Source organism: Janthinobacterium sp. LPB2021202312-11-4 (assembly GCF_037049705.1).
Taxonomy (GTDB): domain Bacteria; phylum Pseudomonadota; class Gammaproteobacteria; order Pseudomonadales; family Pseudomonadaceae; genus Aquipseudomonas.
The window spans coordinates 1-23,889 of record NZ_JBAGKV010000030.1; the positions used below are offsets into that span (position 1 = coordinate 1).

Here is a 23,889-nt window from a genome sequence, read left to right on the forward strand (position 1 = left end):
AAGCGTAAACGGCAAAAAGATGTCGGCCCGTCACACAAAAACGGTGACACCGGTTAACGACAACACGCCAAAAACGGCGGCGTTGCCATCCAAACAAAAGAAAAGACGCGAAGAGAATGAAGAGTATTTGAAGAATAAGAACGTGAAGGCGTTTCTGGATGCTATTGCCGAATCCGAAGGCGGTAACTATCACGCGAAATATGGTTATGGCTGGGCGAAGGGTTTTCAAACTGGAATATGGACTTTCACTGATGAGTCCACCCATCCGGGTGCAGGTTACGGCGACTCAATTACCGCATCGGGCAGGTATCAAATTAACATTGTTACTTGGCGCGAGTATGCCGAAAAGATGGGGCTCACAGACTTTTCGCCTCATACGCAAGACCTTATGGCGGTAGACATTCTGCGCACCCTCGGTGTAATCGACGAGATCAAGGCCGGCGACATCCCGGGCGCAATGCCGAAGGTGGCAACAAGATGGGCGGCACTTCCCGAAGGTCCCGGTAAGGCTAATCACTATCCACCGCAACCGTATGTCAAGTATTCAACGTTTTTGGCGAGTTACAAATCGGCTGGAGGGACTGTCAAATGAAAGCTTCGATCCTCGCGCTCGTAGCACTTTATTGCGTTGGAACCAGCGCAGTTTTTGCGGATGGCTCGCAAGCCGTGAACGACATACGCGGGCCGGCCGGCATAGCCGTCGACGAGCCATTGGTTCAGGCTAGGACCAAGCTCGTCAAACAAGGGTGGAAGCCTACACGGATGCATGCCAAAGGCTATGAATATAGCGGCACGGAGCGGGAGCTGGCTGCACGCAAGTTCTTTGAGGTCGATGTCTGCTCTTTTGATAGCTCGCGCTGCATCTTGTTCTACTCAAAGAGCGGCAACTGCCTGCGCGTCGACACCATTGGGGAGCAGTTCAATAACATCATAGTTACGCGATGGGCCAATGAGTGTCCCGACGCGCCTCCAAAACCAAGCAAGGGCGACATGGAATAGAGATCCAAAATCTGCCCCCTTTTTTACAGTCCCCTTTTTTACAAATCTGACTGATACAGCAAGGTCATATGGAAAATGAAAATAGTAATTGTCGCCATCTTGGGGATTTTATCGTCAATTCAAACATCACTATCATTCGCCGACAATATCAATGGGAAAAACCTCTATTTACAGAGGTGTGTCATGTGCCACGGCACAGATCTCAAAGCAACTGGACCATTAGCTAATAAAAGCAATCCACCCACCCCCGACCTCACAACATCCGCCTTCAAAAAAAGACTAAATGATTATCCGGGCGTTATTGTCTCATCGATAATACTTCGCCCAAATGGAGACTTGATTCCAAAAACTTTGCGCGAGAACGGCGTAAAGTTAGCACCGCACTCTTGGGGAATTCAGGATTTGCGCGATTTAAATCAATATATGAATGGCTTGATTTCAAAAAACCGATAATTTTTAGATTAAAGTAAAAATAAGGTAGCGAAAAGGTGACGGATTTATTTATACAAAATAGATCTATCACTTTTTTTGCGTCAAATTTAGGGTTGTGATTGATAAGCCAAAATCGCCTTCGCCAACTGCATCTCATCTACCGAATTTTCTGATCGAAAGTCTCCGAGCAACGACAATGCGGCTTCCAGATGTGCTCCGAGGATACCGCCGTCGCTTGCAACGAATGCAGCAGCATCGTCTCGTGCATCAACGATCTTCTGATCTTGTTTTTTACGACTGTTTCGCGTGCTTGCTTCGCTATCATCGGTGAGCGACGTAGGGAAAAAAGTCACTTCAACCGAAGTCGTAAAAATAGCCCCAAAAGTTGTTACTTTCAGAGCCCCATCCCCTGCGTAGGCTGACAGGCTATACGAAAAACCGAGCAAAACAATCAAACCCATAAACTTTCGCACTTAAGCACTCCCTGCATTAACCGCCCCTCGTGGAATGAACACAAAGGTGACGAATTTATTTACGAATCCATAAAAATAGCTCTATCACCTTTTTTTGCGGTATTGATTTCAAAGATAACTCAGGCCTTAGTCGACTGCGTGAAGGCCCAGCCAAAGGCGACAGCGGCAATAATCGGACGTATTAACTCCGTTGCTCGAGCTTGTCCGGTAAACACTTGTAGTCCAAAGGTTACGAGTACTGCTACCGCAGCAAAAATACCCAGTAGCGAAATCCAGCGGAAATATCTTGGAAACATCGAGTTACTCCCTTGAAAAGGGCGCGATCATAATCGCAACTGGCCACCAGTTCAAGCTCTACGGCCTGCCTAGACAACCCGAAAAAGCAGGCGGCTTTCTATAAGGCATTGCACTCAGAAGTGTTCGCACCAGCCAAAATACACATAGTCACCTTCAAAAAGACAAAGTTTTTTCTACGGCCATCTTGGTATTCGTCGATTACCCAGTGCAAAAAGGTGACGGATCTATTTAAGGCATGAACCGTTTAAAATAAATCCGTCACCTTTCTACTGTCACCTTTCTACTTTACGCATTCCCAGCATGCAAACTATTCATCGTCTTCATCGTCGTCATCATCATCATCACTCGATGAGATAGCCCCGCTGCTCTCTTCTATGTATGACTGGCAACCTTCATTAAAAGATTCGGATGGTGTAGTGCAAGATGACTCATCGTCCACGCCGTTCTGCTCAGCCCAGTCATACCCCGCCTGATGCCCTGAGCAATCGCCAAGACATTGATTACCATCAAACGTGGCGGCCGAAACAACTGTGGTACCAATTATCGATACCAGCAGAGCCATTGCAGATAACGCCTTCATAGTAAACCTCTTTATGGGTTTCCAAATACTACTGCATACCTTAGCCTAATATCGCCATACACTCACACAAGCGATGACCCATAGAATGTGATGGAGATATTTAACGGCAAGCCTTCCAAAACATACTTTCACTTTTCTATAACCTTGACAAGCTACTTCCCATCACGGGGCTTGGTTCCGTATTGCCCGGTGTACGGATTCACATTCCCCTTCGTGCTGTAATTATTGTTCCTGGTGGCATCAGGGTTTGTAGCGTGCGACGGTTGAACATATGTACCATTACTTCGAGTATATCCGCTAACAGTATGATCAGAACGACTTCCTGAGGAATAACTAGATTTGTATGAAGAATGCCCAACGAAACTGCTTCCACGGGCATAAACACTCCCTGAAAGGGCTACTGTTACCGCAACAATCGTTATAAGAAAAATCTTTTTCATGAAAAACTCCCTTTTCGCGCCAATAATGGCTCAACGATAGCATCATCGATGCTAGGTTCTGTACGAAATCCGCCGAAACCAATTTGAGTTCCATAGCCGTTGAGATTCAGTAAAGTCCGCGACTATCAAAGGCAGGAGCCCACGATGGCCAAACGGTACGAACTCCCCGACGCAGCCTGGGATTTGGTTGCGGATATCTTCGACGAACCGCGCCGTAGCGGACGCCCGAGAACAGATGATCGCTTGATGCTCAACGGTGTGCTTTGGGTGCTCTGTTCGGGCGCCGCTTGGCGCGACATGCCCGAGCGTTTCGGCCCCTGGTCCACGGTATATCAGCCCTTTCGTGATTGGCGCAATCGCGGGGCGTTTGACCAGATGCTCAAGCGGCTTCACATCAAGCTCAACGAGCAAGGGTTAATCGATCTGGAGACCTGGATGATTGACTCCACCGCAGTACGAGCAACCCGGGCCTCTTCTGGTGCCGGGAAAAAAGGGGGCCTGAAGAACCGCAAGACCACGCGCTCGGGCGCAGCCGGGGCGGCCTGACCACCAAGATCCACATGCTCTGCGATGCCAACGGTGTCCCGCTGAAGTTCTTATTATCGGGCGGACAAGCAAGCGATATTGCTTACGCCCAGCCGTTGCTCGATGAAGCGTACATACCCAGCTTGCGCGGGCGCCCTCGCAAACGCTGCCGATGGTTGCTGGCGGACAAAGGCTATGACGCAGAAGCGTTGCGTCGGTACTGCGACCGGTATCGGATGCAGCCGGTGATTCCTCTGCGCAGCATGAAACGTAAACCTAAGCCGGGGTTGCCGAGGCTGTTTGACCGTCCCAAGTACCGGCAGCGCAATATCATCGAGCGTATATTTGGCTGGCTGAAGGAGAATCGCCGCATCGTGACGCGCTTCGACAAACTCGCGAAAAGTTATGCGGCGATGGTTTCTCTGGCCTGTGCTATGCGGTGTTTACGACATTACTTTTCGTACAGAGCCTAGTAGGATCATCCGCAGGCAAATTTACACGGACGGTTAAATTTTATGCGTTCTTCACCCACGGACGGGCCTTCCCCAGCGAATGCGCGCCCCATACCACGCCTCTCCCCACACCGTCCGAACATTTCATAACGCCTCTATGGGCAGGTCGCATCGTCGAATTCAGCGACAGCTTGCCAGCGCGCCATTTGAAACCTTGAAAAGGACTTCCCGTGAGTGGCAAACCTGCTGCCCGAGCAACAGTCCCACCAATTGCCCCTCGGCAGGGACACGGCACGATTCCGATTGCCAGCGGCTCCCCCAACGTGAACTTCGATGGCCTCGCTGCCGCCCGAATGACCGACAAACCCGCCTGCGGCAGCCCCATCACCGGCGCTGTCAGCGCCACTGACTTCCCTCCAAGCAACCGTACATGCCTTATGAGGATGTCGTAACCACTTACAAGAAATTTGGTGGAACCACGAAATGAAACTAAACAACACTGCTTTCGTCATTCTTTGCGGCGTTAGCGTTTTTGCAAACGCAACGGACGTACCTATTACGAAAGGAATACCATTTTTAAGCGCAAGAAAAGCATTGATTAAACATGGCTGGAAGCCAAATTTAACGGACTACATTGACCCCAGCGGAACCATGAGACTACTGAAAGATATAGGAGTTAATGAAGTCGAAAGATGCACCGAGGGATTCCCATATTGCGAGTTTAATTACAAAAAGAACAACGTATGCCTTGGCATCACAACGACTGGCGAAGACGTGAAAGACTTGATAATCGAGGCATGGGATTTCAAGTGTCCCGAGCCATATTAGGGCAAAAAGGTGACGGATCTATTTAGAAAATTTACCTTTAAATAGATCCATCACCTTTTGACAACAAAAAAGGGCCCACCTTTCGGTGAGCCCTTCTAGACCGCCCAGCAGAGCGGATTTTGTTTGGTAGGCGCGATTGGACTCGAACCAACGACCCCCACCATGTCAAGGTGGTGCTCTAACCAACTGAGCTACGTGCCTGCTGTGAGGCGGCATTCTACGGAATTCCGGAGGGGTGTCAACACCTTTTTTCGAGCTAACCCTATGAATATGCAAAATATTTAATTTCGCTGCTGCGACGCAGATTTTCCGGTGGCTGGCGGCGGTTTTTTAAGTCGGGTAGGATCGGCGCACTCGTAAAATATATTAAACAGAGGCAGCAGGATGGCGAACACTCCTTACCCAGAGTCCTATTACGCCGCATCGGCCAATGCGGTTCCACCGCGCCCGGCGTTGCAGGATGACGTTGAGACTGATGTCTGTGTGATCGGCGCCGGTTATACCGGGTTGTCTTCTGCCCTGTTTCTGCTGGAGAACGGTTTTCGCGTAACGGTGCTTGAGGCTGCCAAGGTCGGGTTTGGCGCGTCGGGGCGTAATGGCGGGCAGATCGTTAACAGTTATAGCCGTGACATTGACGTGATCGAACGCAGTGTCGGCCCCAAGCAGGCTCAGTTGCTGGGGCAGATGGCGTTTGAGGGCGGGCGGATCATTCGTGAGCGGGTCGCCAAATATAATATCCAGTGCGACTTGAAGGACGGCGGTGTGTTCGCGGCCATCACGGCCAAGCAGATGGGTCATCTGGAATCGCAGAAGCGTTTGTGGGAACGGTTTGGTCATACGCAGCTTGAGCTGCTGGATCAAAAGCGCATCCGTGACGTGGTGGCATGCGATCAATACGTCGGCGGCATGCTCGACATGAGCGGCGGGCACATTCATCCGTTGAACCTGGCGCTGGGTGAAGCAGCGGCCGTGGAGTCGTTGGGCGGCACTATTTATGAGCAGTCGCCGGCGGTGCGCATTGAGCGCGGGGCGAACCCGGTGGTGCATACGCTACAGGGGAAGGTCCGAGCCAAGTTCATCATCGTGGCCGGCAACGCTTACCTCGGTAACCTGGTGCCAGAGTTGGCGGCGAAGTCGATGCCGTGCGGGACTCAGGTGATCACCACTGAACCCTTGGGCGATACGCTGGCCAAGAGTCTGTTGCCACAGGATTACTGTGTTGAGGACTGCAATTATTTGCTCGATTACTACCGACTGACCGGGGACAAGCGTTTGGTTTTCGGCGGCGGCGTGGTGTATGGCGCCCGGGACCCGGCGAATATCGAGGCGATTATCCGGCCGAAGATGCTCAAGGCGTTTCCGCAGTTGAAGGACGTGAAAATTGATTACGCCTGGACCGGAAATTTCCTGCTGACGTTGTCGCGTCTTCCGCAGGTCGGGCGGTTGGGCGACAACATTTACTATTCCCAGGGCTGCAGCGGGCACGGTGTGACGTACACGCACTTGGCGGGCAAGGTATTAGCCGAGGCGTTGCGCGGGCAGGCGGAGCGGTTTGATGCGTTTGCGGATTTGCCGCATTACCCGTTCCCGGGCGGGCAATTGTTGCGCACGCCGTTTGCGGCGTTGGGGGCTTGGTATTACGGGTTGCGGGATAAGTTCGGGTACTAAGCCACACCGCAATCCCTTGTAGGAGCGAAGCTTGCTCGCGAAGGGGGCCGTGTCAGTCGACATTGATGTTGCCTGACATGCCGTCTTCGCGAGCAAGCTTCGCTCCTACAGGGGTGGTGTTTTAGTCGACATCTTTATTAACTGACTGACCGCTTTCGCGAGCAAGCTCGCTCCCACATTTTGTTTTGGGTTTTGCCTGTTAATCGGGGAAGTCCGCGCCTTCGCTGACGTTCGCCCAGCCTTCAAAATCCTTGCGCAGGGCTTCGATTTTGCCGCGGCCACCGGCCAGTGCGGCTTTGCCCAGCAGCAGACGCAACGGTGGATGCTCAGCCTCGACCGCATCCACAATCGCCACCGCTGCCCGCACCGGATCACCTGGTTGCTTGCCGTTGTAGCCGCGGATCATGTCCATGCGCTTGCCTGCCGTCTCGTCGTAGTCGCTGATGGTCCGGCTCGCCTCATTGGCCGAGCGCCCCGCCCAATCGGTGCGGAAACCGCTGGGCTCGACGATCAGCACTTTGATGCCCAGCGGCGCGACTTCCTGGGCCAGGGATTCAGAAATCCCTTCCACCGCAAACTTGGTCGCGTGATAGAAACTCACCGCCGGGAACGCCACGATCCCGCCGACCGACGAGATGTTCACCACGGTCCCGCTGCGCTGTTGGCGCATGCCCGGCAGTACCGCGCGGGTCATCTCGACGAGGCCCCAGACGTTGATGTCCATCATCTTGCGCGCTTCATTCAGGTCGCTTTCTTCGAATGAGCCGAAGTAACCAATCCCCGCGTTGTTCACCAGCACGTCGATACGGCCGAAACGCGCCTGGGCGGCTTTCACAGCCGCGTCGATCTGCGCCGGGTCGGTCACGTCCAGTTTCAAGACCAGTGCAAGGTCTTCGTGACCTTTGACGATGTCTTCGACCTGCGCCGGGTTGCGCGCCGTGACCACGGTCGGGTAGCCGAGGCTGAGGGTGTGCAAGGCCAGTTGGCGGCCGAAACCGGTTGAACAGCCGGTGATGAACCAGACCGGTTTTGTAGTCGATGCAGTCATGCGGATCTTCCTCCAGAGAGCTGCCCGCCCGTGCGAGCCATGGGGCTGAGTATGGACACGCCTGGCTTTGCTAAAAAGGGCCATAATCTGCAAGCCCTTTTCGGAAAAACCACACAATGAAAGATCCGGATTTTCAACAGTTGCGGCTGTTTATGCAGGTTGCTCAGGCCAAAAGCTTCACCAACGCTGCCGATGTCACGGGGCTGTCGGTGTCCACGGTCAGTCATGCCGTGCGCGAACTGGAGAAACAGTTGGGCCTGAGGCTGCTGAACCGCACCACCCGCAGCGTGCATGTCACTGAAGCAGGCGAACAGTTGATCAGCAAGATCGCACCGCTGCTGGAAGACTTGGGGCTGGCCTTGAGCAGCGCCTCGGCGGCGGGTGATGAGGTGGCGGGAACGCTGCGTTTGAGCGTGCCCTCCAGCGCCAGCCGCTTGATCCTGCAACCGCTGCTGCGCGAGTTTCTGCTGGCGCATCCGGGTATCAATCTGGAAGTGGCGGTGGACAACAGCCTGATCGATATCGTCACCCAGGGTTTCGACGCCGGCATTCGCTACGACGATGTGCTGGCCGAAGACATGGTGGTGGTGCCGATTCTGCCGGACATGCGTTTTGTGGTGGTGGCCTCCCCCGAGTACTTGGCAGGTAGGACGCTGCCGCAGCAGCCGCAGGATTTGTTGCAGCATGAATGCCTGAATTATCGCAGCGCCGCGTCAGGCGCCCTGCCCCGCTGGGACTTTGAGAAGGACGGCAAGCACACGCGGATTGCGGTCAAGGGGCGGCTGGCAACCAATGACAGTGATTTGTTGTTGCGGGCGGCGCTGGATGGGTTTGGGTTTGCGTATTTGTCCCATGCACCGATTGCGGAACATGTGGACAGTGGGGCGCTGGTGTCAGTGCTGGAGGATTGGGTGCCGACGAGCACGTTGTATCTGTATTACTTTGAGCGCAATAACACACCGAAGAAGTTGCGGGCGTTTATTGATTTCTTGAAGGCGCAGCCCGAAACAAATTAATCCCAAACACCACAAATCCCCTGTGGGAGCGGGCTTGCTCGCGAAAGCGGTGTGTCAGGTGACATTGGTATCGACTGACACGGCCTCTTCGCAGGCAAGCCTCGCTCCTACAAGGATCAGAGGCGATCCCGGGGGATTCCGCTACGGATTCGCAGGATGTCGGCGAGTACGGCAAGGGCTATTTCCGCCGGGGTCTTGCTACCCAGGTTCAGGCCAATCGGCGCATGAATCCGCGCCAACTCGGCATCCCCTAACCCGCCAATCCTGCGCAACCGCTCAAAGCGCTTCTGTGACGTTTGCATCGAGCCCATCACGCCGATGTAAAACGCATCGGTGCGCACGGCCTCCATCATCGCCAAGTCATCAATGCGCGGATCGTGGGTCAACGCCACCACAGCGGTGTCGCTGTGACAGCCGCCGTCGGCAATAAACACCGACGGCAACTGGCGGCGAATTTCGACACCCGCCAGCACCACACCTTCCAGCACTTCATCCCGGGGATCGCAAAGGATCACCTCGAAACCCAGGCCCACCGCAAACTCCGCACAGGCCTGGGCGACGCTGGAATACCCGGCCAGCAACAACCGCTGAGCCGCGCCGATCCGCACGCGCACCCGGTCGATCTCACGTTCGATGCGCACACCCTGTTCGCCGTCGGCAAAGACACTGCGCGCGCCGCTGGCCAGATCGACTTCGCGGATCAAGCGGCGCTGACCCAACAACGCCGACTCCAGCTCACGCAGATGCGCCTGAACCTCACACTCAGGCTCAAGCTTCTCCACCAGCACATCGAGCACGCCGCCACAGGGCAAACTCACCCGGGAACGCGGGTCATCGCCTTCGCCATACCGCACGACGCTGACCGCCTCTTCAAACGCGCCTTCAGCCACGCGCTCAAGAAAATCCTCCTCGACGCAGCCACCCGACAGCGAGCCGATCCACTGCCCGTCCACGTTCACCGCCAGCAACGAACCCGGCGCACGGGGCGCCGAGCCGTAGGTCGCGAGCACCGTGCACAGCCAAACACGCTGCCCGGCCGTCGACCATTCCAGCGCCCGGCGAATGACTTGCAGATCCAGATGCTGCATATCAGCGCGCCTTGTGCTCGGCTGCCGGCGCTTCTGCCTGCAACTTCTGCACATCGCTGACCGCCAGTTCCGCCGACTGCCCACCCCAACCTTGGCGTAAGTAATTCAACAGATCAGTCAGTTGCTCGTGACTGAGTTTGTCGGCAAACCCCGGCATCGGTTGCATGCGCTCGAACCCGGAAAATTTCTGCTCGCCGATCCCGTCCTCGATCACCCGCAGCAAATTGCGCGGATCTTCCAGGCGCAATGTGGTGTTGCCGCGCATGGCCACCGCGATGTGCGGCTTGCCCTCGCCGTTCGGCGCGTGGCAACCGGCGCAGACGTTGAGGTAATCCTGGCGACCGCGCTGGGCACTTGGGCTCATTTGCTCCAGCGCCACTTCGGTCAACACCTTCGCCGCCGGGGCTGGATCACCCAGGAGGTAAGTCGCCATCGCCGCCAGGTCCGGGTCGCTGAGGCCTTGGGTGCTGTTGTGGAACACCGGGAACATCTCGTTGAACATTGTGCCCTGGGCGCTCATCCCGTGTTTAAGGAAGGTGCTCAGGTCCTGATGATTCCAGCCCCGCGCGGCCAGGTCATTGGCCAACAGGCTTGGCGCCAGGTAGCCGTTGAGCAGGCCGCCGGTCAGGCGTTTGTCCTGCTGCATCGCGCCGGGCAAACCCCGTGGAGTGTGGCATTCGCCGCAGTGGCCGAGCACTTCGACCATGTACTCGCCGCGCTTGAACGTTTCGCTTTTGCCTTCGGTCGGCGCAAGTTTCACGTCCTTGCCGTAGAGCATGTTCCAGCCCATCAAACCCAGGCGCACATTGAACGGGAAGCTCAGGCGGGTGACCGGTGCGGCGCGTTCGATGGGCTCGACGGTTTTCAGGTACGCGTGGATCGCGTCCGAATCTTCGCGAGGCATCAAGTGGTACGAGGTGTAAGGCATCGCCGGGTACAGGTTTGCGCCATCGCGACGCTTGCCCTCGGTGAGCGCGGCGAAGAATTCGTCATCGTTGTACAAACCGATGCCGTGCTCTTTGCTCGGGGTGATGTTGGTGCCGTAGATCGTGCCGAACGGCGAGACAATGGGCAGGCCGCCAGCAAACGGCGCGCTACCCGGTGCGGTGTGGCAGGCCATGCAGTCAGCGGCGCGTGCGAGGTATTCGCCGCGCTTGACCTGATCATCCGCGTGGGCCAATAACACCGGCGCAGCCAGACCGACCGCCAATGCCAGGCGGGAAAGTAGAGTCTTCATGCTTAACCCTCCTTGACCAGGCCGAGATCGGTCAGCACGTTGCGCGTCGCGCTGTAGTAACGCACGTAGCCAGTGCAGCGGCAGATGTGGTGGCCGAGGCTGTCTTCAATGACTTTTTCCAGCTGACTTTTAACGATCGGCTGACGCTGCAACTTCTCAACCAGCACAGTCGCGGCATTCACAAAACCCGGTGCGCAGTAGCTGCACTGGAAGGCGAACTCATCGACGAAGTGCTGCTGGATCGGGTTCAGTTCGGTGACCTTGCCCTGCTCATCGCGTGTCGCGTGGCCTTCGATGGTCCGCACTTTCTTGCCTTCGAAGTAATGCGCGCCGGTGATGCAGGTGCGCACTTCTTCGCTGGTGCCGTCCGGGTTGTCGACGATCACCACGCAGGCGTGGCAGATGCCCTGGCCGCAGCCGAGGCGCGAGCCGGTGAGGTTTTTGTATTCGTGCAGGTAATCGATCATCGGCAGGTCATCAGGGATGTCCACCGGGCCGACGGATTGACCGTTGAGGGTCAGTTGAAACGGACGGTTAGCCATTGAGGGCCTCCTTGATGCGGGCGGAAGTGATAGGCAGGTCGCGGACCCGTTTGCCGATGGCGTGGGCCACGGCGTTACCGATGGCGCCGACAATCGGGATCATCACCACTTCGGCAATGCCCTTGGACGGGTCGCTTGGCGACAGCGGCGGCAGGATCTCCGCCGTCTGGTTCCAGACCGCCACGTGCCGGGCCATCGGCAAGCGGTAACGGTTGAAGTTCCAGTCACCCTCCCCCGGCCCGCCTTCGTACAGCGGCATCTCTTCCATCAACGCATGACCGATGCCCATGGCGATCCCGCCTTCGAGCTGGCCCCTGACCAGTTCCTCCACCAGCACCCGACCACACTCGACCCACGAGTGATGGTTGAGCACTTGCACTTCGGCCGACCCCTTGTTCACTTTCAATTCCACCAGCGTCGCGACCGGGCTGTAGTAAGTCACCGACGCGTTGTTCAACTGGGTGTCCGGGTAGTGGACGTTCTGACGATCCAGCAAGTGGAAACCGGCGCTGGTCATCTGCGCTTTCTTCGCGTTCGGGGCTCCGTCGCCGTACTTCACGGCGAGACCGTCGAGCGGCAGGCGTTCACGCACACCGTCGATGCTGAACTCGGCCTCGGCCCAGCTCCAGCGGTTGAAGCCGTGCACGGTCGCGCCAGTGACCAGGCCTTTTTCGTGGGCGTGTTTCGCCAGTTGCTCAAAGCTCAGGGGCTGCATGCCGTTGGCGGTGAGTTTGCCGTCGACCCAATGCGCATCTTCGCGGCGCACCACGTAAGGGTTGGCCTGGCCGCCGTAAGGCCCCTGGCCCCAGATCTGCAACGCCGCCGGCCACAAGCCGTGGTTGAACAGCACGCGGGAGGCTTCACGGGTGGCGTGACTGAAATAGTAGGCGGAGTTGGTCGCCGACGAGGCCGAGGCCAACTTGCCGACCCAGCGCGGATTGCGCAGAAAACCGTCCTGTTCAGCCTGGCTCATGATGTACGGGTTGCCGCCGGTGATCAGTTGCAACTCTTTCCATTCGGTTTCGCCGGTCTTCACTTCGGTGGCCGGGATGCCGATGAAATCCGCCACCACCAAGGCTTGCGAGGTGGACATGCCGGTGCCGATTTCGATGCCGATATGGCGCAGGGTCACGTGGCCTTCGGCGGTGAATTCGATGCTCGCCATCGGCGCTTCGGAACCAGTGCCGAAGTCTTTCTGGCAGATGGCGAAACCGACGCCGTACCAGTTGTCCGGGTCGGCGGCTTCGCGCTTGAGCTTGATCAGGTCGCGGTTTTTCCAGACTTCGTGAACAGCCGCTTTGTCGAGAATTTCATGCAAGCGCAACGCACCGGCCGGCACCGCGCCCTGGGTGTTTTTCATGCCCGAGAGCATGGCGTTTTTCTTGCGCAGGTCGATGGCGTCGATGCCGAGGCGACCGGCGATTTCGTCGACCATCATTTCGGTCGAGGCCATGCTTTGCAGGGTGCCGTAACCGCGCATCGAACCCGCTTCAACGGCGCGGGAATGGTAGGCCGTGACCTGCAAATCGTTCTGCGGCATGTAGTAGATCGACTGCGCCGCCGTGGCGCCAACCGCTGCCACCGATGGGCTGTAGTTGATCCGCCCACCGCCATCGACGCTCATCTCGGCGCGGAAAATCTTGAAGCTGTGATCGTTCTTGTCCACGGCCAATTGGTAGCGGATGTCGAACGGGTGACGCTTGATGCCGCTCTGGAATTGCTCGTAACGGTCGTTGGCCAGACGCACGGGAACACCAGCACCGTACAACGCAGCGAGGGCGGCGTAGTAGACGAAGATGTTGTGGTCCTTGGAACCGTAACCGACGGTGTAGCCAGGGTGCATGTTCAGGTTGGCCAGGCCGAAACGCGACGGCGCGATCATCTTCGCGGTTTCGGTGGCGGCTTCCAGCGGGCACTGGGTGGCGACGACAAAGTGCAAGGTCTTGGTCGCCGGGTCGTACCAGCCGTTGCCGTTGTCCGGCTCCATCGCGGCGGGTTCGATCGACGGGGTTTTGTAGCGCTCGTCGAACACCAGCCAGTTGTCCGGCGGGCTGTCGATTTGCTGCTTCATGCGGTCGGCGTAGAACAAACCGCGCTCGGTCAGGTTGCCGTGCAGGTCCGGTTGGGAATTCCACACCGGGCGACGGTTTTTTAGCATCGGGAACAGGATCGAATCCTTGAGGCTGGCGAATTCGTCTTCGTCCGCCGAGGTCGCGCCGCCGACGCGCACGTAGCGGAAGCTGCCATACGGATCGCCTTCGTAGAACGGCGCCTGGGCACCGTAACGAATGGCTTTGTCGTTGAATTTGAGTTTGGCCTTGGCCTGGCGGAAACGCTCGAAGTCGTTCCAGATCAGGATCGCCACCGGGTGGCCGATGAACATCGGCACCTTGCCTTCCGGCAGCAACGGATCGGGCGCGTGCTCTTCCGGGAAGACGATGCCGTCCTTGTCCAGGTCGGCGGCGGTGACGATGCGGTCGGGCTGCAACTCGGCACCGAGCCACGCCAGGTCGTAACCCGCGTAGATGCGGTCAGCCTTGGTGATTTTCAGCAACAGGGCGTGGCCCTGCTGCTGGGGCCAGCCCGGCATGTCCTTGGCGCGGATGTCGCGGGCAAAGACTTTGCTGCCGCAGACCTTGGACAAGGCATCGTTACGCGAGCGCGCCTTGCCGTTGTTGCCGAGCCATTGCTCGGACGGCACGGTCACGCTGTTTTCCATCAAGGCAGCCAGCGCCTGGGTGCTGAGCGGTGTAAGCGTCACGCTCACACCCGCCACCAGCCCGCCCTGAAGGAACGAGCGCCGGGATATATCACGGTTGGACATGGATCATCCTCTGGACGGTTATGGGTCCGCCCTTGTGGTTATGTTCTGGGGATCTCGAGTCTTGCAGAAGCCCTTTTTGACGGTTCAAAGGGCTGAAATGACAGTGCAAAGCTGACCGAAAGGTTAACTTTATAGGTTTCTGCGCTTGCCGCAAACAACCGGTTACAAAAAACTGACTAATGAATCAAAAAAAGATCGCAGCCTTCGGCAGCTCCTACGTTGGAATGCGATCCCCGTAGGAGCTGCCGAAGGCTGCGATCTTGATCTTGCGGTTTAAAAATCGACAGTCGCCGACAGCAGGTAAGTGCGCGGCGTCGACAACGTCAACCCCGGCTCACTGTCATCCGAAGCCCCGGCCGAACTCCAGAAGCGCTTGTTCGCCACGTTCTCGATATTGCCGCGCAAGGTGATGTTCTTGTCGTCAACCTTGAAGGCGTAGCGTGCGCCGACGTCCATGCGCGTCCAGGCGTCGATTTCCTTGACGTTGGACTGGTCCAGATACTGCGAGCTGGAGTAAATGGCGCGACTGGTCAGGGTCAAGCCTTGCACAGAGCGCACGTCGTACTCGGCACCGAGGTTGACGTTGTATTTCGGCGTGGCCGGCGCACGGTTGCCGTCGAAGGTGCCGTTGGTGGTGTTTTTCAACTCACTGTCGATGTACATGACGCCGCCGAGCAGACGGAAACCGTCGAGCGGTTCACCGAACACACTCACCTCCACGCCGCTGTTTTCACGTTTGCCGTTCGGGCCGAAGACCCGCGTCGTGGCGTTGGTTTCATAGGCGGGCTGCTTGATCCGGAACACCGCCGCAGTCACGGCGAACGGCCCCGCGTCGTACTTGGCGCCAACCTCGACCTGACGGCTGATGAATGGCGGGAAGATTTCGTCTTCGTTCACCGAGGTCGACGGCGCGATCTTGCCCTGGCTCAGGCCTTCCATGTAGTTGGCGTACAGCGACAGCTTGTCGGTGGCCTTGAACAGGAGGCCGCCCGACGGCGAAACCTTTTCCTCATCGTAGGCCGTGTCGCCTTTGACGTTATCGGTCCAGTCGTCAACCTTGACCCGCTGCCAGCGGGCGCCGAGGGTCAGCAGCACGCGGTCATCGAAGAACCCCAAGGTGTCGGACAACGCCACGCCGCTGAAGCGGTTCTCGGTATAGACCTTTGAATCCTGGCGCGTGGGCCGGTTAGGCGTGGGGGTTTCTACCGGGTCGTAGAGGTTGCTGGGGGCCGAGGCATAACGGGCGCCGCCGTTTTCGAAGTCCATGTAGAAGTAGCTGGCCGCCAGGTTGACTTCGTGGCTGACCGGGCCGGTATGGAACCAGTTGCGCACACCCGCATTGGCCGTCCGTACATTTTCGTCACGGGTGAAGTCACGGGGTTGAACGCTGAAATCACCCGCGTTGTTGGTGATCGAAACGGCGTGGCGGAGGAAGTCATGATTACTTTTGCGTGCGCCCACACCGCCATACAGCATGACCGAATCGCTGACATCGAACTCGCCATTCACCGTGCCGAACGTGTCCTCGGTGCGCGCCTTGCTCCAGGGTTGCGCATAGTTGCTGCGCACGTCGCTGGCATGCGGGACCTGTGCGTTGGCGCCGACGATCACGCGCTCCTGCGGCGCGTCGGTATCGCGCTCGGTGTGCCCGACGTCCGTCGAGAGCCGCAGGCGCTCACCGCGAAAATCCAGACCCAGCACAGCCATGTCGCGGTCGACACTCTGGTGATCCCATTCGGTGTCGCCGGACTGCTTCACGCCGTTGAAACGAATACCAAACTTGTCATCCTCACCAAAGCGTCGGCCGATATCCACGGCACCACCGATCTGGTTGTTGGACGCGTAGTTGGTGGTGAACGAAGTGATGGGCTTGTCGGTGGCGCGCTTGGGCACCACGTTGATGCCGCCGCCGACACTGCCTCGCGGCGAGATGCCGTTGATGAGCTGGCTCGGGCCTTTGAGGATATCGACGCGGTCGGCCATCTCCATGTCGATCGTGTAGGTCGGCAGGACACCGTAGAGGCCGTTGTAGGAAACATCGCTATTGAACAGGCTAAGCCCGCGAATAGTGAATTGCTCATAGCGCCCACCCGCCGGGTTGGTAGCGCGAACCGAAGGATCACTGGCCACAAGGTCACCCAAGGTGCGGGCCTGCAGGTTTTTGACCGCCCCACTGGTGTAGGTGGTCATGCTGAACGGCGTTTCCATGAAATCTTTCGAGCCCAGCAAGCCTTGGGAGCCCTTGCGCGCGACCTGACCGCCGGTATACACCTCGCCGCCCGTCCCGCCCGAGGCCCCGAGAATCGAGGTCGGCGCCAGCTGCAGGCTGCTGCCTTCCGGCGCAGGGGTGAGGATGTAGGCTTGTTCGCCCACCGGTTGCAGTTGCAGACCGGAATTTTGCAACAGTCGGGCGAAGCCCTCCTCCACGGCAAATTCACCCGACAACCCGGCACTGCGGCGACCGCTCACCAGCGCCGGATCGACCGACAGATTGACCCCGGCCAATCCGGCGAAACGCGTCAGTGCATCGCTCAGGCTGCCGGCCGGCACCTGGTAGCTGCGCCGGGCGCTGTCTTCGGCCCAACTGACGGGGATAAAAAGCGGACTGGCACTCAGGCTCAGCAACAGGCTCAAACGCAACAACGGTCGAAAACTGCAAGGGGTGACTACGGGCATTGAAGAAGCTCTCTTGATTCGTTCACATGCCTTGAATGACAAGCGAGCCGAAAAAGGGGACAGGCTTCACACACTATTTTTGCGTGGCAGCAGCGTGACCCAGTAACGGGTTCGCGAATGCACCTCCAGAGGCAGGCTGGCGGCGAGCAGCGCCAGTACGCGATCGGTATCGTCCAGACGGAAACTGCCGGTGACGCGCAGGGCTTCCAATTCAGGCTCCCAACGCAGCACGCCCGGTCGATAGGTGCCGAGTTCGCGCAGGAAATCTCCCAGCGGCTGGTCTTTCGCCATCAACACGCCTTCACGCCAACCCGGCATCAGCGCATCGAACGGCAAGATCGCCCCGGCGCCGGAGGCTTGAAGGTTGATCTGCTGACCGCTGCGCAGGGTCAACACCGGCCCTTGCAAGGGCTGCAACTGCACGGCGCCGTTGTAGACCGAAACTCGGCAACCGCGAGTGTCCTGGCGAACACACACTTCACTTTGACTGACGATGACCTGGCCGAACCGAGTCTGGATTGTCAGCGGCGATGCGCCCGGCACGTTCAGCGACAACTCGCCCTCGATCAGTTTCAAACGGCGGTTCTGCACATCCACATCCACGGCGCTGGCGGTGTTGAGCTGCAACGAACTGCCGTCGGCGAGCTGAACTTTTTTGCGCTCGCCGGTGGCGGTGTGCAGATCGGCGCGCCACACCTCCAGCGGCAACTGGCGACTGATCAACCAGGCTGCCGGCACCAATGCCACGGCGCCCAAGGCGCGCTTGAGCACCACTCGCCGACCCGGTTCGGGGCGATCCAGACTTTTCAGCGCCAACGCAGAAGGTAAATCGGCAAACCGCTGACGCAAGGCTTGAGCCTTTTGCCAGGCATGCTCATGGGTGGCGCAGCTGTCGCGCCAGCGCTGCAGATTCGCCCGGTCCTGCTCGTTGGCCTGGCCAGACTCCAGCAATGCGAGCCATTGCGCGGCCGCGCGCACCACCTGACGGGCATCGGCTGTCGGGCTGTTCACAGGTCCACCAACAGGCAATGTTCGTAGGCTTGCGCCATATAGCGTTTGATCGTGCGTTCCGACACCTGCAAGCGCTCAGCAATCTGCTGATAGGTCAGGCCTTCGAGTTGACTCCAGAGAAATGCCCGACGTACCGCCCTCGGCAGCCCGTCGAGCAATTCATCCAGGGCTTGCAGGGTTTCCAGCAGCAGCCAACGGGTCTCGGGGGATGGCACGCAGTCTTCGGGCATTGCGGCCAATGCCGCCAGGTAGGCTTGTTCGAGGCTGCGGCGCTGGTAGAAATTGCTCAGCAGGCGCTTGCCCACGGTCAGCAGATAGGCACGGGGTTCTTGCAGGTCGGCAATCCGCTGGGAGCTGGCGAGTAAACGCAGGAACGTATCCTGACTCAAGTCCGCCGCATCACAGCCGTTGCTCAGGCGCCGGCTCAACCAACTTTCCAGCCAGCCACGGTGATCGCGGTACAGGTCGTGGAAGGTTTGCTCCTTCGGCATCGCTGCATCACTCATCTCAAGAAGCCCTGTGCCAAGGAGTTATCGTAAATGAGAGTGATTCTAATTAATGTCGGCACCGCGAAGGAAGGGCTTTATGCATCGGCTGAGCAGAAAGGTGTGCTTGAGGGGGATGTGGAGGGAGGCAAGGCCAAATTTCAGACACAAAAAACCCCGGTCTTTCGACCAGGGTCTTTGCTATCGACTCGAAGTAAGCCAGCGGCTTCTCTTCGTAGCTCCAAGGCGTTCAGTGTGCCTTGAAGCAGATATGGCGCAGCGGACGGGACTCGAACCCGCGACCCCCGGCGTGACAGGCCGGTATTCTAACCGACTGAACTACCGCTGCGTATCGCTTTGGACTTGCGTCCAATTAACTCGTCTGATTGAAAGCTTCGAGGCTTTTCAATCTCGAACCAGGCAAAACCTGCTTCGGAAATATGGCGCAGCGGACGGGACTCGAACCCGCGACCCCCGGCGTGACAGGCCGGTATTCTAACCGACTGAACTACCGCTGCGCGTCGGTGGAGGCTTTTAAAAGCTTCCATCTTGCTTTCGCAAGACTCTCGGAAGTGGTGGGTGATGACGGGATCGAACCGCCGACATTCTGCTTGTAAGGCAGACGCTCTCCCAGCTGAGCTAATCACCCGGTTTGCATCTCCGAGGCCGCGAAATTTACGCAGGTAGCGAACCTAAGTCAATAGCAGGATTGAAGTTTTTCTGAAAAAGACAAAATCGTGTCATTCCGCAAGGTGTTGGCAACGGCCAACATCGCTCTTCGGCAGTCAGACCGCTTTCGCGAGCGAGCCCGCTCCCACAGTGGATTGTCGGTGAGTACGGATTATGTGTACGACACAGATCCACTGTGGGAGCGGGCTCGCTCGCGAAGACGATGGTCCATCCAACATCAATGCCGGCCAGGTCGACACGTATTACTCGCTGTAAATCATCCTCTTGGTCATGCCACCATCGACCACAAACTCCTGGCCCGTGACGAACCCGGCGTTCCTGGACAACAACCAGGCCACCATCGCCGCCACGTCCTCGACCGTCCCTACCCTGCCCGCAGGATGCTGGGCATGATCGGCATCGGTGAGCGGCTCGGCACGCCGTGCGCTCGGGTCCCGCGCATCGATCCAGCCCGGGCTGACCGCATTGACGCGAATCTCCGGCCCCAGACTGATCGCCAACGCGTGAGTCAGGGCCAACAAGCCGCCCTTGCTCGCCGCATAAGCTTCTGTGTCCGGTTCCGACTGCCCGGCGCGGGTCGAGGCCAGGTTGACGATGGCACCGTTGTGAGCACGCAGGTACGGCGCACAGTGCTTGGCCAGCAACATCGGACCACTGAGGTTCACTGCCAGCACACGGTTCCAGTAGGCCAGATCGAGGCTCTCCAGGGTGATGTTGTGCGGATCGGCGACGGCCGCGTTGCACACCAACGCATCCAGACGCCCGAACTGCCCCAGTACTTCGGCAACGCCCAGCGCTACCTGCCCTTCATTCGAGACGTCCATGGCGATAAACCAGGCATTGTCGCCCAGTACCTTCGCCACTTTCGAACCCCGCGCCCGGTCCAGATCCGTCAGCACCACCTGCCAGCCTTCGCTGATCAGCCAGGCCGCGATGCCCAGGCCGATACCGCGCGCGGCACCGGTGACCAGCGCAACACGGCCATGGGTACCGCTTGGTGTAGACATCTCGATCACAAGGCAGCCAACCCGCGCGCCAGATCGGCTTGCAAGTCCGCTACATCTTCCAGGCCGACCGCAACGCGGATCAGGCTGTCACGAATGCCCGCCGCTTCACGCTCTTGCGGCGCCAGACGGCCGTGGGAGGTGGTGCTCGGGTGCGTGATGGTGGTCTTGGTATCACCGAGGTTGGCGGTGATGGAGATCAGTCGGGTTGCATCGATAAAGCGCCAGGCGCCCTCTTTCCCGCCCTTGACTTCAAAACTCACCACCGCACCGAAGCCTTTCTGCTGACGCTGGGCCAGTTCGTGCTGCGGATGGCTCTTGAGGCCGGCGTAATGGACTTTCTCGATGCCGTCCTGCTGCTCCAGCCACTCGGCCAATTGCTGGGCGTTGGCGCAGTGCGCCTTCATCCGCAGATTCAGGGTTTCGAGGCCCTTGAGGAAGATCCAGGCGTTGAATGGGCTCAGGGTCGGCCCGGCGGTGCGCAGAAAACCGACGACTTCTTTCATCTGCTCGCTGCGACCGGCCACAACGCCGCCCATGCAACGACCCTGGCCGTCGATGAACTTGGTTGCCGAGTGCACGACGATGTCTGCGCCCAGTTTCAACGGCTGCTGCAACGCAGGTGTGCAGAAGCAGTTGTCGACCACCAGCATCGCGCCTTTGGCGTGAGCGATTTTCGACAGTTCGGCGATGTCCACCAACTCGGCCAGCGGGTTGGACGGCGACTCGACGAACAGCAATTTGGTGTTGGCCTTGATCGCCGCATCCCAGCCGGACAAGTCCGCCAGAGGCACGTAATCGACTTCGATGCCGAAGCGTTTGAAGTACTTTTCAAACAGGCTGATGGTCGAACCGAACACACTGCGCGACACCAGCACGTGGTCGCCAGCGCTGCACAGGCTCATCACCACCGCCATGATCGCGGCCATGCCAGTGGCCGTGGCCACCGCTTGCTCGGCGCTTTCCAGCGCGGCGATACGTTCTTCGAACGCACGCACGGTCGGGTTGGTGTAGCGCGAGTAAACGTTGCCCGGCACTTCACCGGAGAAGCGTGCCGCCGCGTCGGCAGCGGTACGGAAGACGTAGCTGGAAGTGAAGAACATCGGATCACCGTGTTCGCCTTCCGGCGTGCGGTGCTGACCGGCGCGTACGGCCAGGGTATCGAACGCTACGCCATCGAGGTCGCTGTCCAGCCGACCGGCATCCCAATCCTGACTCATGCTGTCACTCCTTGCCTTGCTCGGTAATGGATACAAAACCGGCCTGCAGGAGATGACGCCTTGTCGGAGCGAGGCTTGCCCGCGAAGGCTCCCTTTAGGGGCGCTAAAAGCTTCGCGGGCAAGCCTCGCTCCTACAGACCCATCATCGCAACCAGGCCGTTCGTTTACTCAGTTGTTATACAGATCAATGATCGCACTGACTGCCTGCGTCTTGACCTTGGAGGCATCGTTACGCGCCTGCTCGATCTTGTTCAGGTAAGCCTCGTCGACGTCGCCAGTGACGTACTTGCCGTCAAACACTGCGCAATCGAAGTTTTCGATCTTGATCTTGCCGCCGCCGACCGCCTCGATCAAGTCAGGCAAGTCCTGATAGATCAGCCAGTCGGCGCCGATCAGATCAGCCACATCCTGGGTCGAACGGTTGTGGGCGATCAGCTCGTGAGCGCTCGGCATGTCGATGCCGTAGACGTTCGGGTAGCGAACGGCCGGCGCTGCGGAGCAGAAGTAGACGTTTTTCGCGCCGGCTTCACGGGCCATCTGGATGATCTGCTTACACGTCGTGCCACGAACGATCGAGTCGTCCACCAGCATGACGTTCTTGCCGCGGAATTCCAGTTCGATGGCGTTGAGCTTCTGGCGTACGGATTTTTTCCGTGCAGCCTGGCCCGGCATGATGAAGGTCCGGCCGATGTAGCGGTTCTTCACGAAGCCTTCGCGGAACTTGACGCCCAAGTGGTTCGCCAGCTCCAGGGCCGCGGTACGGCTGGTGTCCGGGATCGGGATAACCACGTCGATGTCGTGCTCTGGACGTTCGCGCAGGATCTTCTCGGCGAGTTTCTCGCCCATGCGCAGGCGGGCCTTGTAGACCGACACGCCGTCGATGATCGAGTCCGGACGCGCCAGGTAGACGTGTTCGAAGATGCACGGGGTCAGGGACGGGTTGGTCGCACACTGACGGGTGTGCAGCTTGCCGTCTTCAGTGATGTAGACCGCTTCGCCCGGTGCCAGGTCGCGAATCAGGGTGAAACCGAGCACGTCCAGGGACACGCTTTCGGAGGCGATCATGTACTCGACGCCTTCGTCGGTGTGACGCTGACCGAAGACGATCGGACGGATGCCGTGCGGGTCGCGGAAACCGACGATGCCGTAACCGGTCACCATCGCCACGACCGCGTAACCACCGACGCAACGGTTGTGCACGTCAGTCACGGCAGCAAATACGTCTTCTTCGGTTGGCTGCAACTTGCCGCGCTGGGCCAGTTCGTGTGCGAACACGTTGAGCAGCACTTCCGAATCGGAGTTGGTGTTGACGTGGCGCAGGTCAGATTCGTAAATCTCCTTGGCCAGTTGTTCAACGTTGGTCAGGTTACCGTTATGCGCCAGGGTGATGCCGTAAGGCGAGTTGACGTAAAACGGTTGAGCTTCGGCCGAAGTCGAGCTGCCTGCGGTCGGGTAACGCACATGGCCAATACCCATGTGACCGACCAGGCGCTGCATGTGACGCTGATGGAACACGTCACGTACCAGGCCATTGTCCTTGCGCAGGAATAACCGGCCGTCATGGCTGGTTACGATACCGGCAGCGTCCTGGCCGCGGTGCTGGAGCACGGTTAGCGCGTCATACAGCGCCTGATTGACGTTCGACTTACCGACGATACCGACGATGCCACACATGCGACGCAACCCCTACTTAATGGATCTGAACTGAACACAACTCACTGAGGCGTTTTGGCCGTCGGCAAGAGATGTTCCTTGAACGGTAATTCAGCGGGTACGCTGATACCGCTGGCAAGCCACTGACTGCTCCACCCGAGAATCAGGTTTTTGGACCAATCTGCGACCAATAAAAATTTTGGCACGAGCTGTGATTCTTTCCACCAGCTGTCCTGCTGTACCGGCCCCAGGCTCAACAGCCCGACCGCCACGACCACCAGCAACACGCCACGCGCGGCGCCGAAAGCCATGCCGAGGAATCGATCGGTCCCGGAGAGCCCGGTGACGCGAACCAATTCGCCGATAAGATAATTGATCATTGCGCCTACGATTAACGTGGCGACAAACATGATTGCGCAGCCCGCGATCACGCGAGCCGATGGCGTTTCGATGTATCCGGCGAGGTACTCGGACAATGAACCACCGAACATCCAGGCGACGACTCCTGCGATGATCCACGTCACCAGCGACAGTGCTTCTTTGACGAAGCCGCGGCTCAGACTGATCAATGCGGAGATGGCGACGATTGCAACGATCGCCCAGTCAACCCAGGTAAATGGCACAGTGCAGCCTACAGACGGATAAGGCGGCGCATTTTAGCAGAGCCCATGCTTATCGGTAAGCTGCGATTGTCAGTGCAT

At 58.3% G+C, this 23,889-nt stretch carries 22 protein-coding genes and 4 tRNA genes; 8 read left to right on the forward strand and 18 right to left on the reverse strand.

Annotated features, from left to right (window positions below):
* From V5E99_RS25185 to V5E99_RS25195, 3 genes are all read left to right on the forward strand, one after another.
* The coding region (locus V5E99_RS25185; RefSeq protein WP_499804929.1) for a lysozyme family protein at positions 1 to 592 on the forward strand (592 nt) is incomplete at its 5' end.
* Positions 589 to 999, forward strand: a complete 411-nt coding sequence (locus tag V5E99_RS25190) for a hypothetical protein (RefSeq protein WP_499804930.1) — start codon at positions 589 to 591, stop codon at positions 997 to 999. The genes V5E99_RS25185 and V5E99_RS25190, both read left to right, overlap by 4 nt.
* Positions 1,000 to 1,074: 75 nt before the next feature.
* Positions 1,075 to 1,452 carry a c-type cytochrome gene (locus tag V5E99_RS25195; RefSeq protein ID WP_499804931.1) on the forward strand — a complete coding sequence of 126 codons (378 nt, stop codon included), beginning with the start codon at positions 1,075 to 1,077 and terminating at the stop codon, positions 1,450 to 1,452.
* An 86-nt stretch (positions 1,453 to 1,538) separates the two neighbouring features.
* On the opposite strand, the gene V5E99_RS25200 is transcribed toward V5E99_RS25195, so the two are convergent.
* On the reverse strand, positions 1,539 to 1,904 hold the full coding sequence (locus V5E99_RS25200; RefSeq protein WP_499804932.1) for a DUF2388 domain-containing protein: 366 nt from the start codon (positions 1,902 to 1,904) through the stop codon (positions 1,539 to 1,541).
* Positions 1,905 to 2,508: 604 nt separating this feature from the next.
* The gene (locus V5E99_RS25205) at positions 2,509 to 2,781 is read right to left on the reverse strand and encodes a hypothetical protein (RefSeq protein ID WP_499804933.1); all 273 of its coding nucleotides are present in this window, start codon (positions 2,779 to 2,781) and stop codon (positions 2,509 to 2,511) included.
* A gap of 584 nt (positions 2,782 to 3,365) precedes the next feature.
* Here V5E99_RS25205 and V5E99_RS25210 point away from each other — a divergent pair.
* The 3 genes from V5E99_RS25210 (at position 3,366) to V5E99_RS25220 (ending at position 5,026) form a co-directional block, all read left to right on the forward strand.
* Positions 3,366 to 4,219, forward strand: a protein-coding gene (locus V5E99_RS25210) for an IS5 family transposase (RefSeq protein WP_499804934.1) whose coding sequence is annotated in 2 segments (ribosomal slippage) — positions 3,366 to 3,707 and positions 3,710 to 4,219 — 852 coding nt in all. Because the reading frame shifts where the segments join, the coding sequence is not laid out codon by codon here.
* 209 nt (positions 4,220 to 4,428) lie between these two features.
* Positions 4,429 to 4,650: a PAAR domain-containing protein gene (locus tag V5E99_RS25215; RefSeq protein ID WP_499804935.1), complete on the forward strand. Its 222-nt coding sequence runs from the start codon at positions 4,429 to 4,431 to the stop codon at positions 4,648 to 4,650.
* Positions 4,651 to 4,681: 31 nt separating this feature from the next.
* Positions 4,682 to 5,026: a hypothetical protein gene (locus tag V5E99_RS25220; RefSeq protein ID WP_499804936.1), complete on the forward strand. Its 345-nt coding sequence runs from the start codon at positions 4,682 to 4,684 to the stop codon at positions 5,024 to 5,026.
* Positions 5,027 to 5,150: 124 nt separating this feature from the next.
* On the opposite strand, the gene V5E99_RS25225 is transcribed toward V5E99_RS25220, so the two are convergent.
* Positions 5,151 to 5,227 (reverse strand) — tRNA-Val (locus V5E99_RS25225).
* Between the two features lie 183 nt (positions 5,228 to 5,410).
* On the opposite strand from V5E99_RS25225, the gene V5E99_RS25230 reads away from it, so the two are divergent.
* Positions 5,411 to 6,694 (forward strand): NAD(P)/FAD-dependent oxidoreductase, encoded by a 1,284-nt coding sequence (locus V5E99_RS25230; protein WP_499804937.1) that lies wholly within the window; start codon positions 5,411 to 5,413, stop codon positions 6,692 to 6,694.
* Positions 6,695 to 6,893: 199 nt separating this feature from the next.
* Here V5E99_RS25230 and V5E99_RS25235 read toward each other — a convergent pair whose 3' ends face one another.
* Positions 6,894 to 7,742, reverse strand: a complete 849-nt coding sequence (locus V5E99_RS25235; RefSeq protein ID WP_499804938.1) for an oxidoreductase — start codon at positions 7,740 to 7,742, stop codon at positions 6,894 to 6,896.
* Between the two features lie 116 nt (positions 7,743 to 7,858).
* Between V5E99_RS25235 and V5E99_RS25240 the strand changes: the two genes are divergently transcribed.
* The gene (locus V5E99_RS25240; RefSeq protein WP_499804939.1) at positions 7,859 to 8,758 is read left to right on the forward strand and encodes a LysR family transcriptional regulator; all 900 of its coding nucleotides are present in this window, start codon (positions 7,859 to 7,861) and stop codon (positions 8,756 to 8,758) included.
* Between the two features lie 116 nt (positions 8,759 to 8,874).
* On the opposite strand, the gene V5E99_RS25245 is transcribed toward V5E99_RS25240, so the two are convergent.
* From V5E99_RS25245 to V5E99_RS25310, 14 genes are all read right to left on the reverse strand, one after another.
* Positions 8,875 to 9,846, reverse strand: coding sequence for an XdhC family protein (locus V5E99_RS25245; RefSeq protein ID WP_499804940.1), 972 nt, complete (start codon positions 9,844 to 9,846; stop codon positions 8,875 to 8,877).
* A 1-nt stretch (position 9,847) separates the two neighbouring features.
* Positions 9,848 to 11,083 (reverse strand): c-type cytochrome, encoded by a 1,236-nt coding sequence (locus V5E99_RS25250; protein ID WP_499804941.1) that lies wholly within the window; start codon positions 11,081 to 11,083, stop codon positions 9,848 to 9,850.
* A 2-nt stretch (positions 11,084 to 11,085) separates the two neighbouring features.
* Positions 11,086 to 11,625, reverse strand: a complete 540-nt coding sequence (locus V5E99_RS25255) for a (2Fe-2S)-binding protein (RefSeq protein WP_499804942.1) — start codon at positions 11,623 to 11,625, stop codon at positions 11,086 to 11,088.
* Positions 11,618 to 14,449, reverse strand: coding sequence for a xanthine dehydrogenase family protein molybdopterin-binding subunit (locus tag V5E99_RS25260; protein WP_499804943.1), 2,832 nt, complete (start codon positions 14,447 to 14,449; stop codon positions 11,618 to 11,620). Before V5E99_RS25260 ends, V5E99_RS25255 begins: the two co-directional genes overlap by 8 nt.
* Before the next feature lie 273 nt (positions 14,450 to 14,722).
* Complete coding sequence (locus V5E99_RS25265; RefSeq protein WP_499804944.1) at positions 14,723 to 17,125, reverse strand: TonB-dependent siderophore receptor; 2,403 nt, start codon at positions 17,123 to 17,125, stop codon at positions 14,723 to 14,725.
* Positions 17,126 to 17,191: 66 nt separating this feature from the next.
* On the reverse strand, positions 17,192 to 18,136 hold the full coding sequence (locus V5E99_RS25270; protein WP_499804945.1) for a FecR domain-containing protein: 945 nt from the start codon (positions 18,134 to 18,136) through the stop codon (positions 17,192 to 17,194).
* On the reverse strand, positions 18,133 to 18,642 hold the full coding sequence (locus V5E99_RS25275; protein ID WP_499804946.1) for a sigma-70 family RNA polymerase sigma factor: 510 nt from the start codon (positions 18,640 to 18,642) through the stop codon (positions 18,133 to 18,135). Before V5E99_RS25275 ends, V5E99_RS25270 begins: the two co-directional genes overlap by 4 nt.
* 251 nt (positions 18,643 to 18,893) lie before the next feature.
* A tRNA-Asp gene (locus V5E99_RS25280) sits at positions 18,894 to 18,970 on the reverse strand.
* 92 nt (positions 18,971 to 19,062) lie between these two features.
* Positions 19,063 to 19,139 (reverse strand) — tRNA-Asp (locus V5E99_RS25285).
* A 55-nt stretch (positions 19,140 to 19,194) separates the two neighbouring features.
* A tRNA-Val gene (locus V5E99_RS25290) sits at positions 19,195 to 19,270 on the reverse strand.
* Positions 19,271 to 19,553: 283 nt separating this feature from the next.
* Positions 19,554 to 20,318, reverse strand: coding sequence for an SDR family oxidoreductase (locus tag V5E99_RS25295; protein ID WP_499804947.1), 765 nt, complete (start codon positions 20,316 to 20,318; stop codon positions 19,554 to 19,556).
* Between the two features lie 5 nt (positions 20,319 to 20,323).
* Positions 20,324 to 21,535 carry an O-succinylhomoserine sulfhydrylase gene (locus V5E99_RS25300; RefSeq protein ID WP_499804948.1) on the reverse strand — a complete coding sequence of 404 codons (1,212 nt, stop codon included), beginning with the start codon at positions 21,533 to 21,535 and terminating at the stop codon, positions 20,324 to 20,326.
* Positions 21,536 to 21,703: 168 nt separating this feature from the next.
* On the reverse strand, positions 21,704 to 23,209 hold the full coding sequence (purF, locus tag V5E99_RS25305; RefSeq protein ID WP_123425738.1) for an amidophosphoribosyltransferase: 1,506 nt from the start codon (positions 23,207 to 23,209) through the stop codon (positions 21,704 to 21,706).
* Between the two features lie 41 nt (positions 23,210 to 23,250).
* The gene (locus tag V5E99_RS25310) at positions 23,251 to 23,811 is read right to left on the reverse strand and encodes a CvpA family protein (RefSeq protein ID WP_499804949.1); all 561 of its coding nucleotides are present in this window, start codon (positions 23,809 to 23,811) and stop codon (positions 23,251 to 23,253) included.
* Between the last annotated feature and the right edge of the window lie 78 nt (positions 23,812 to 23,889).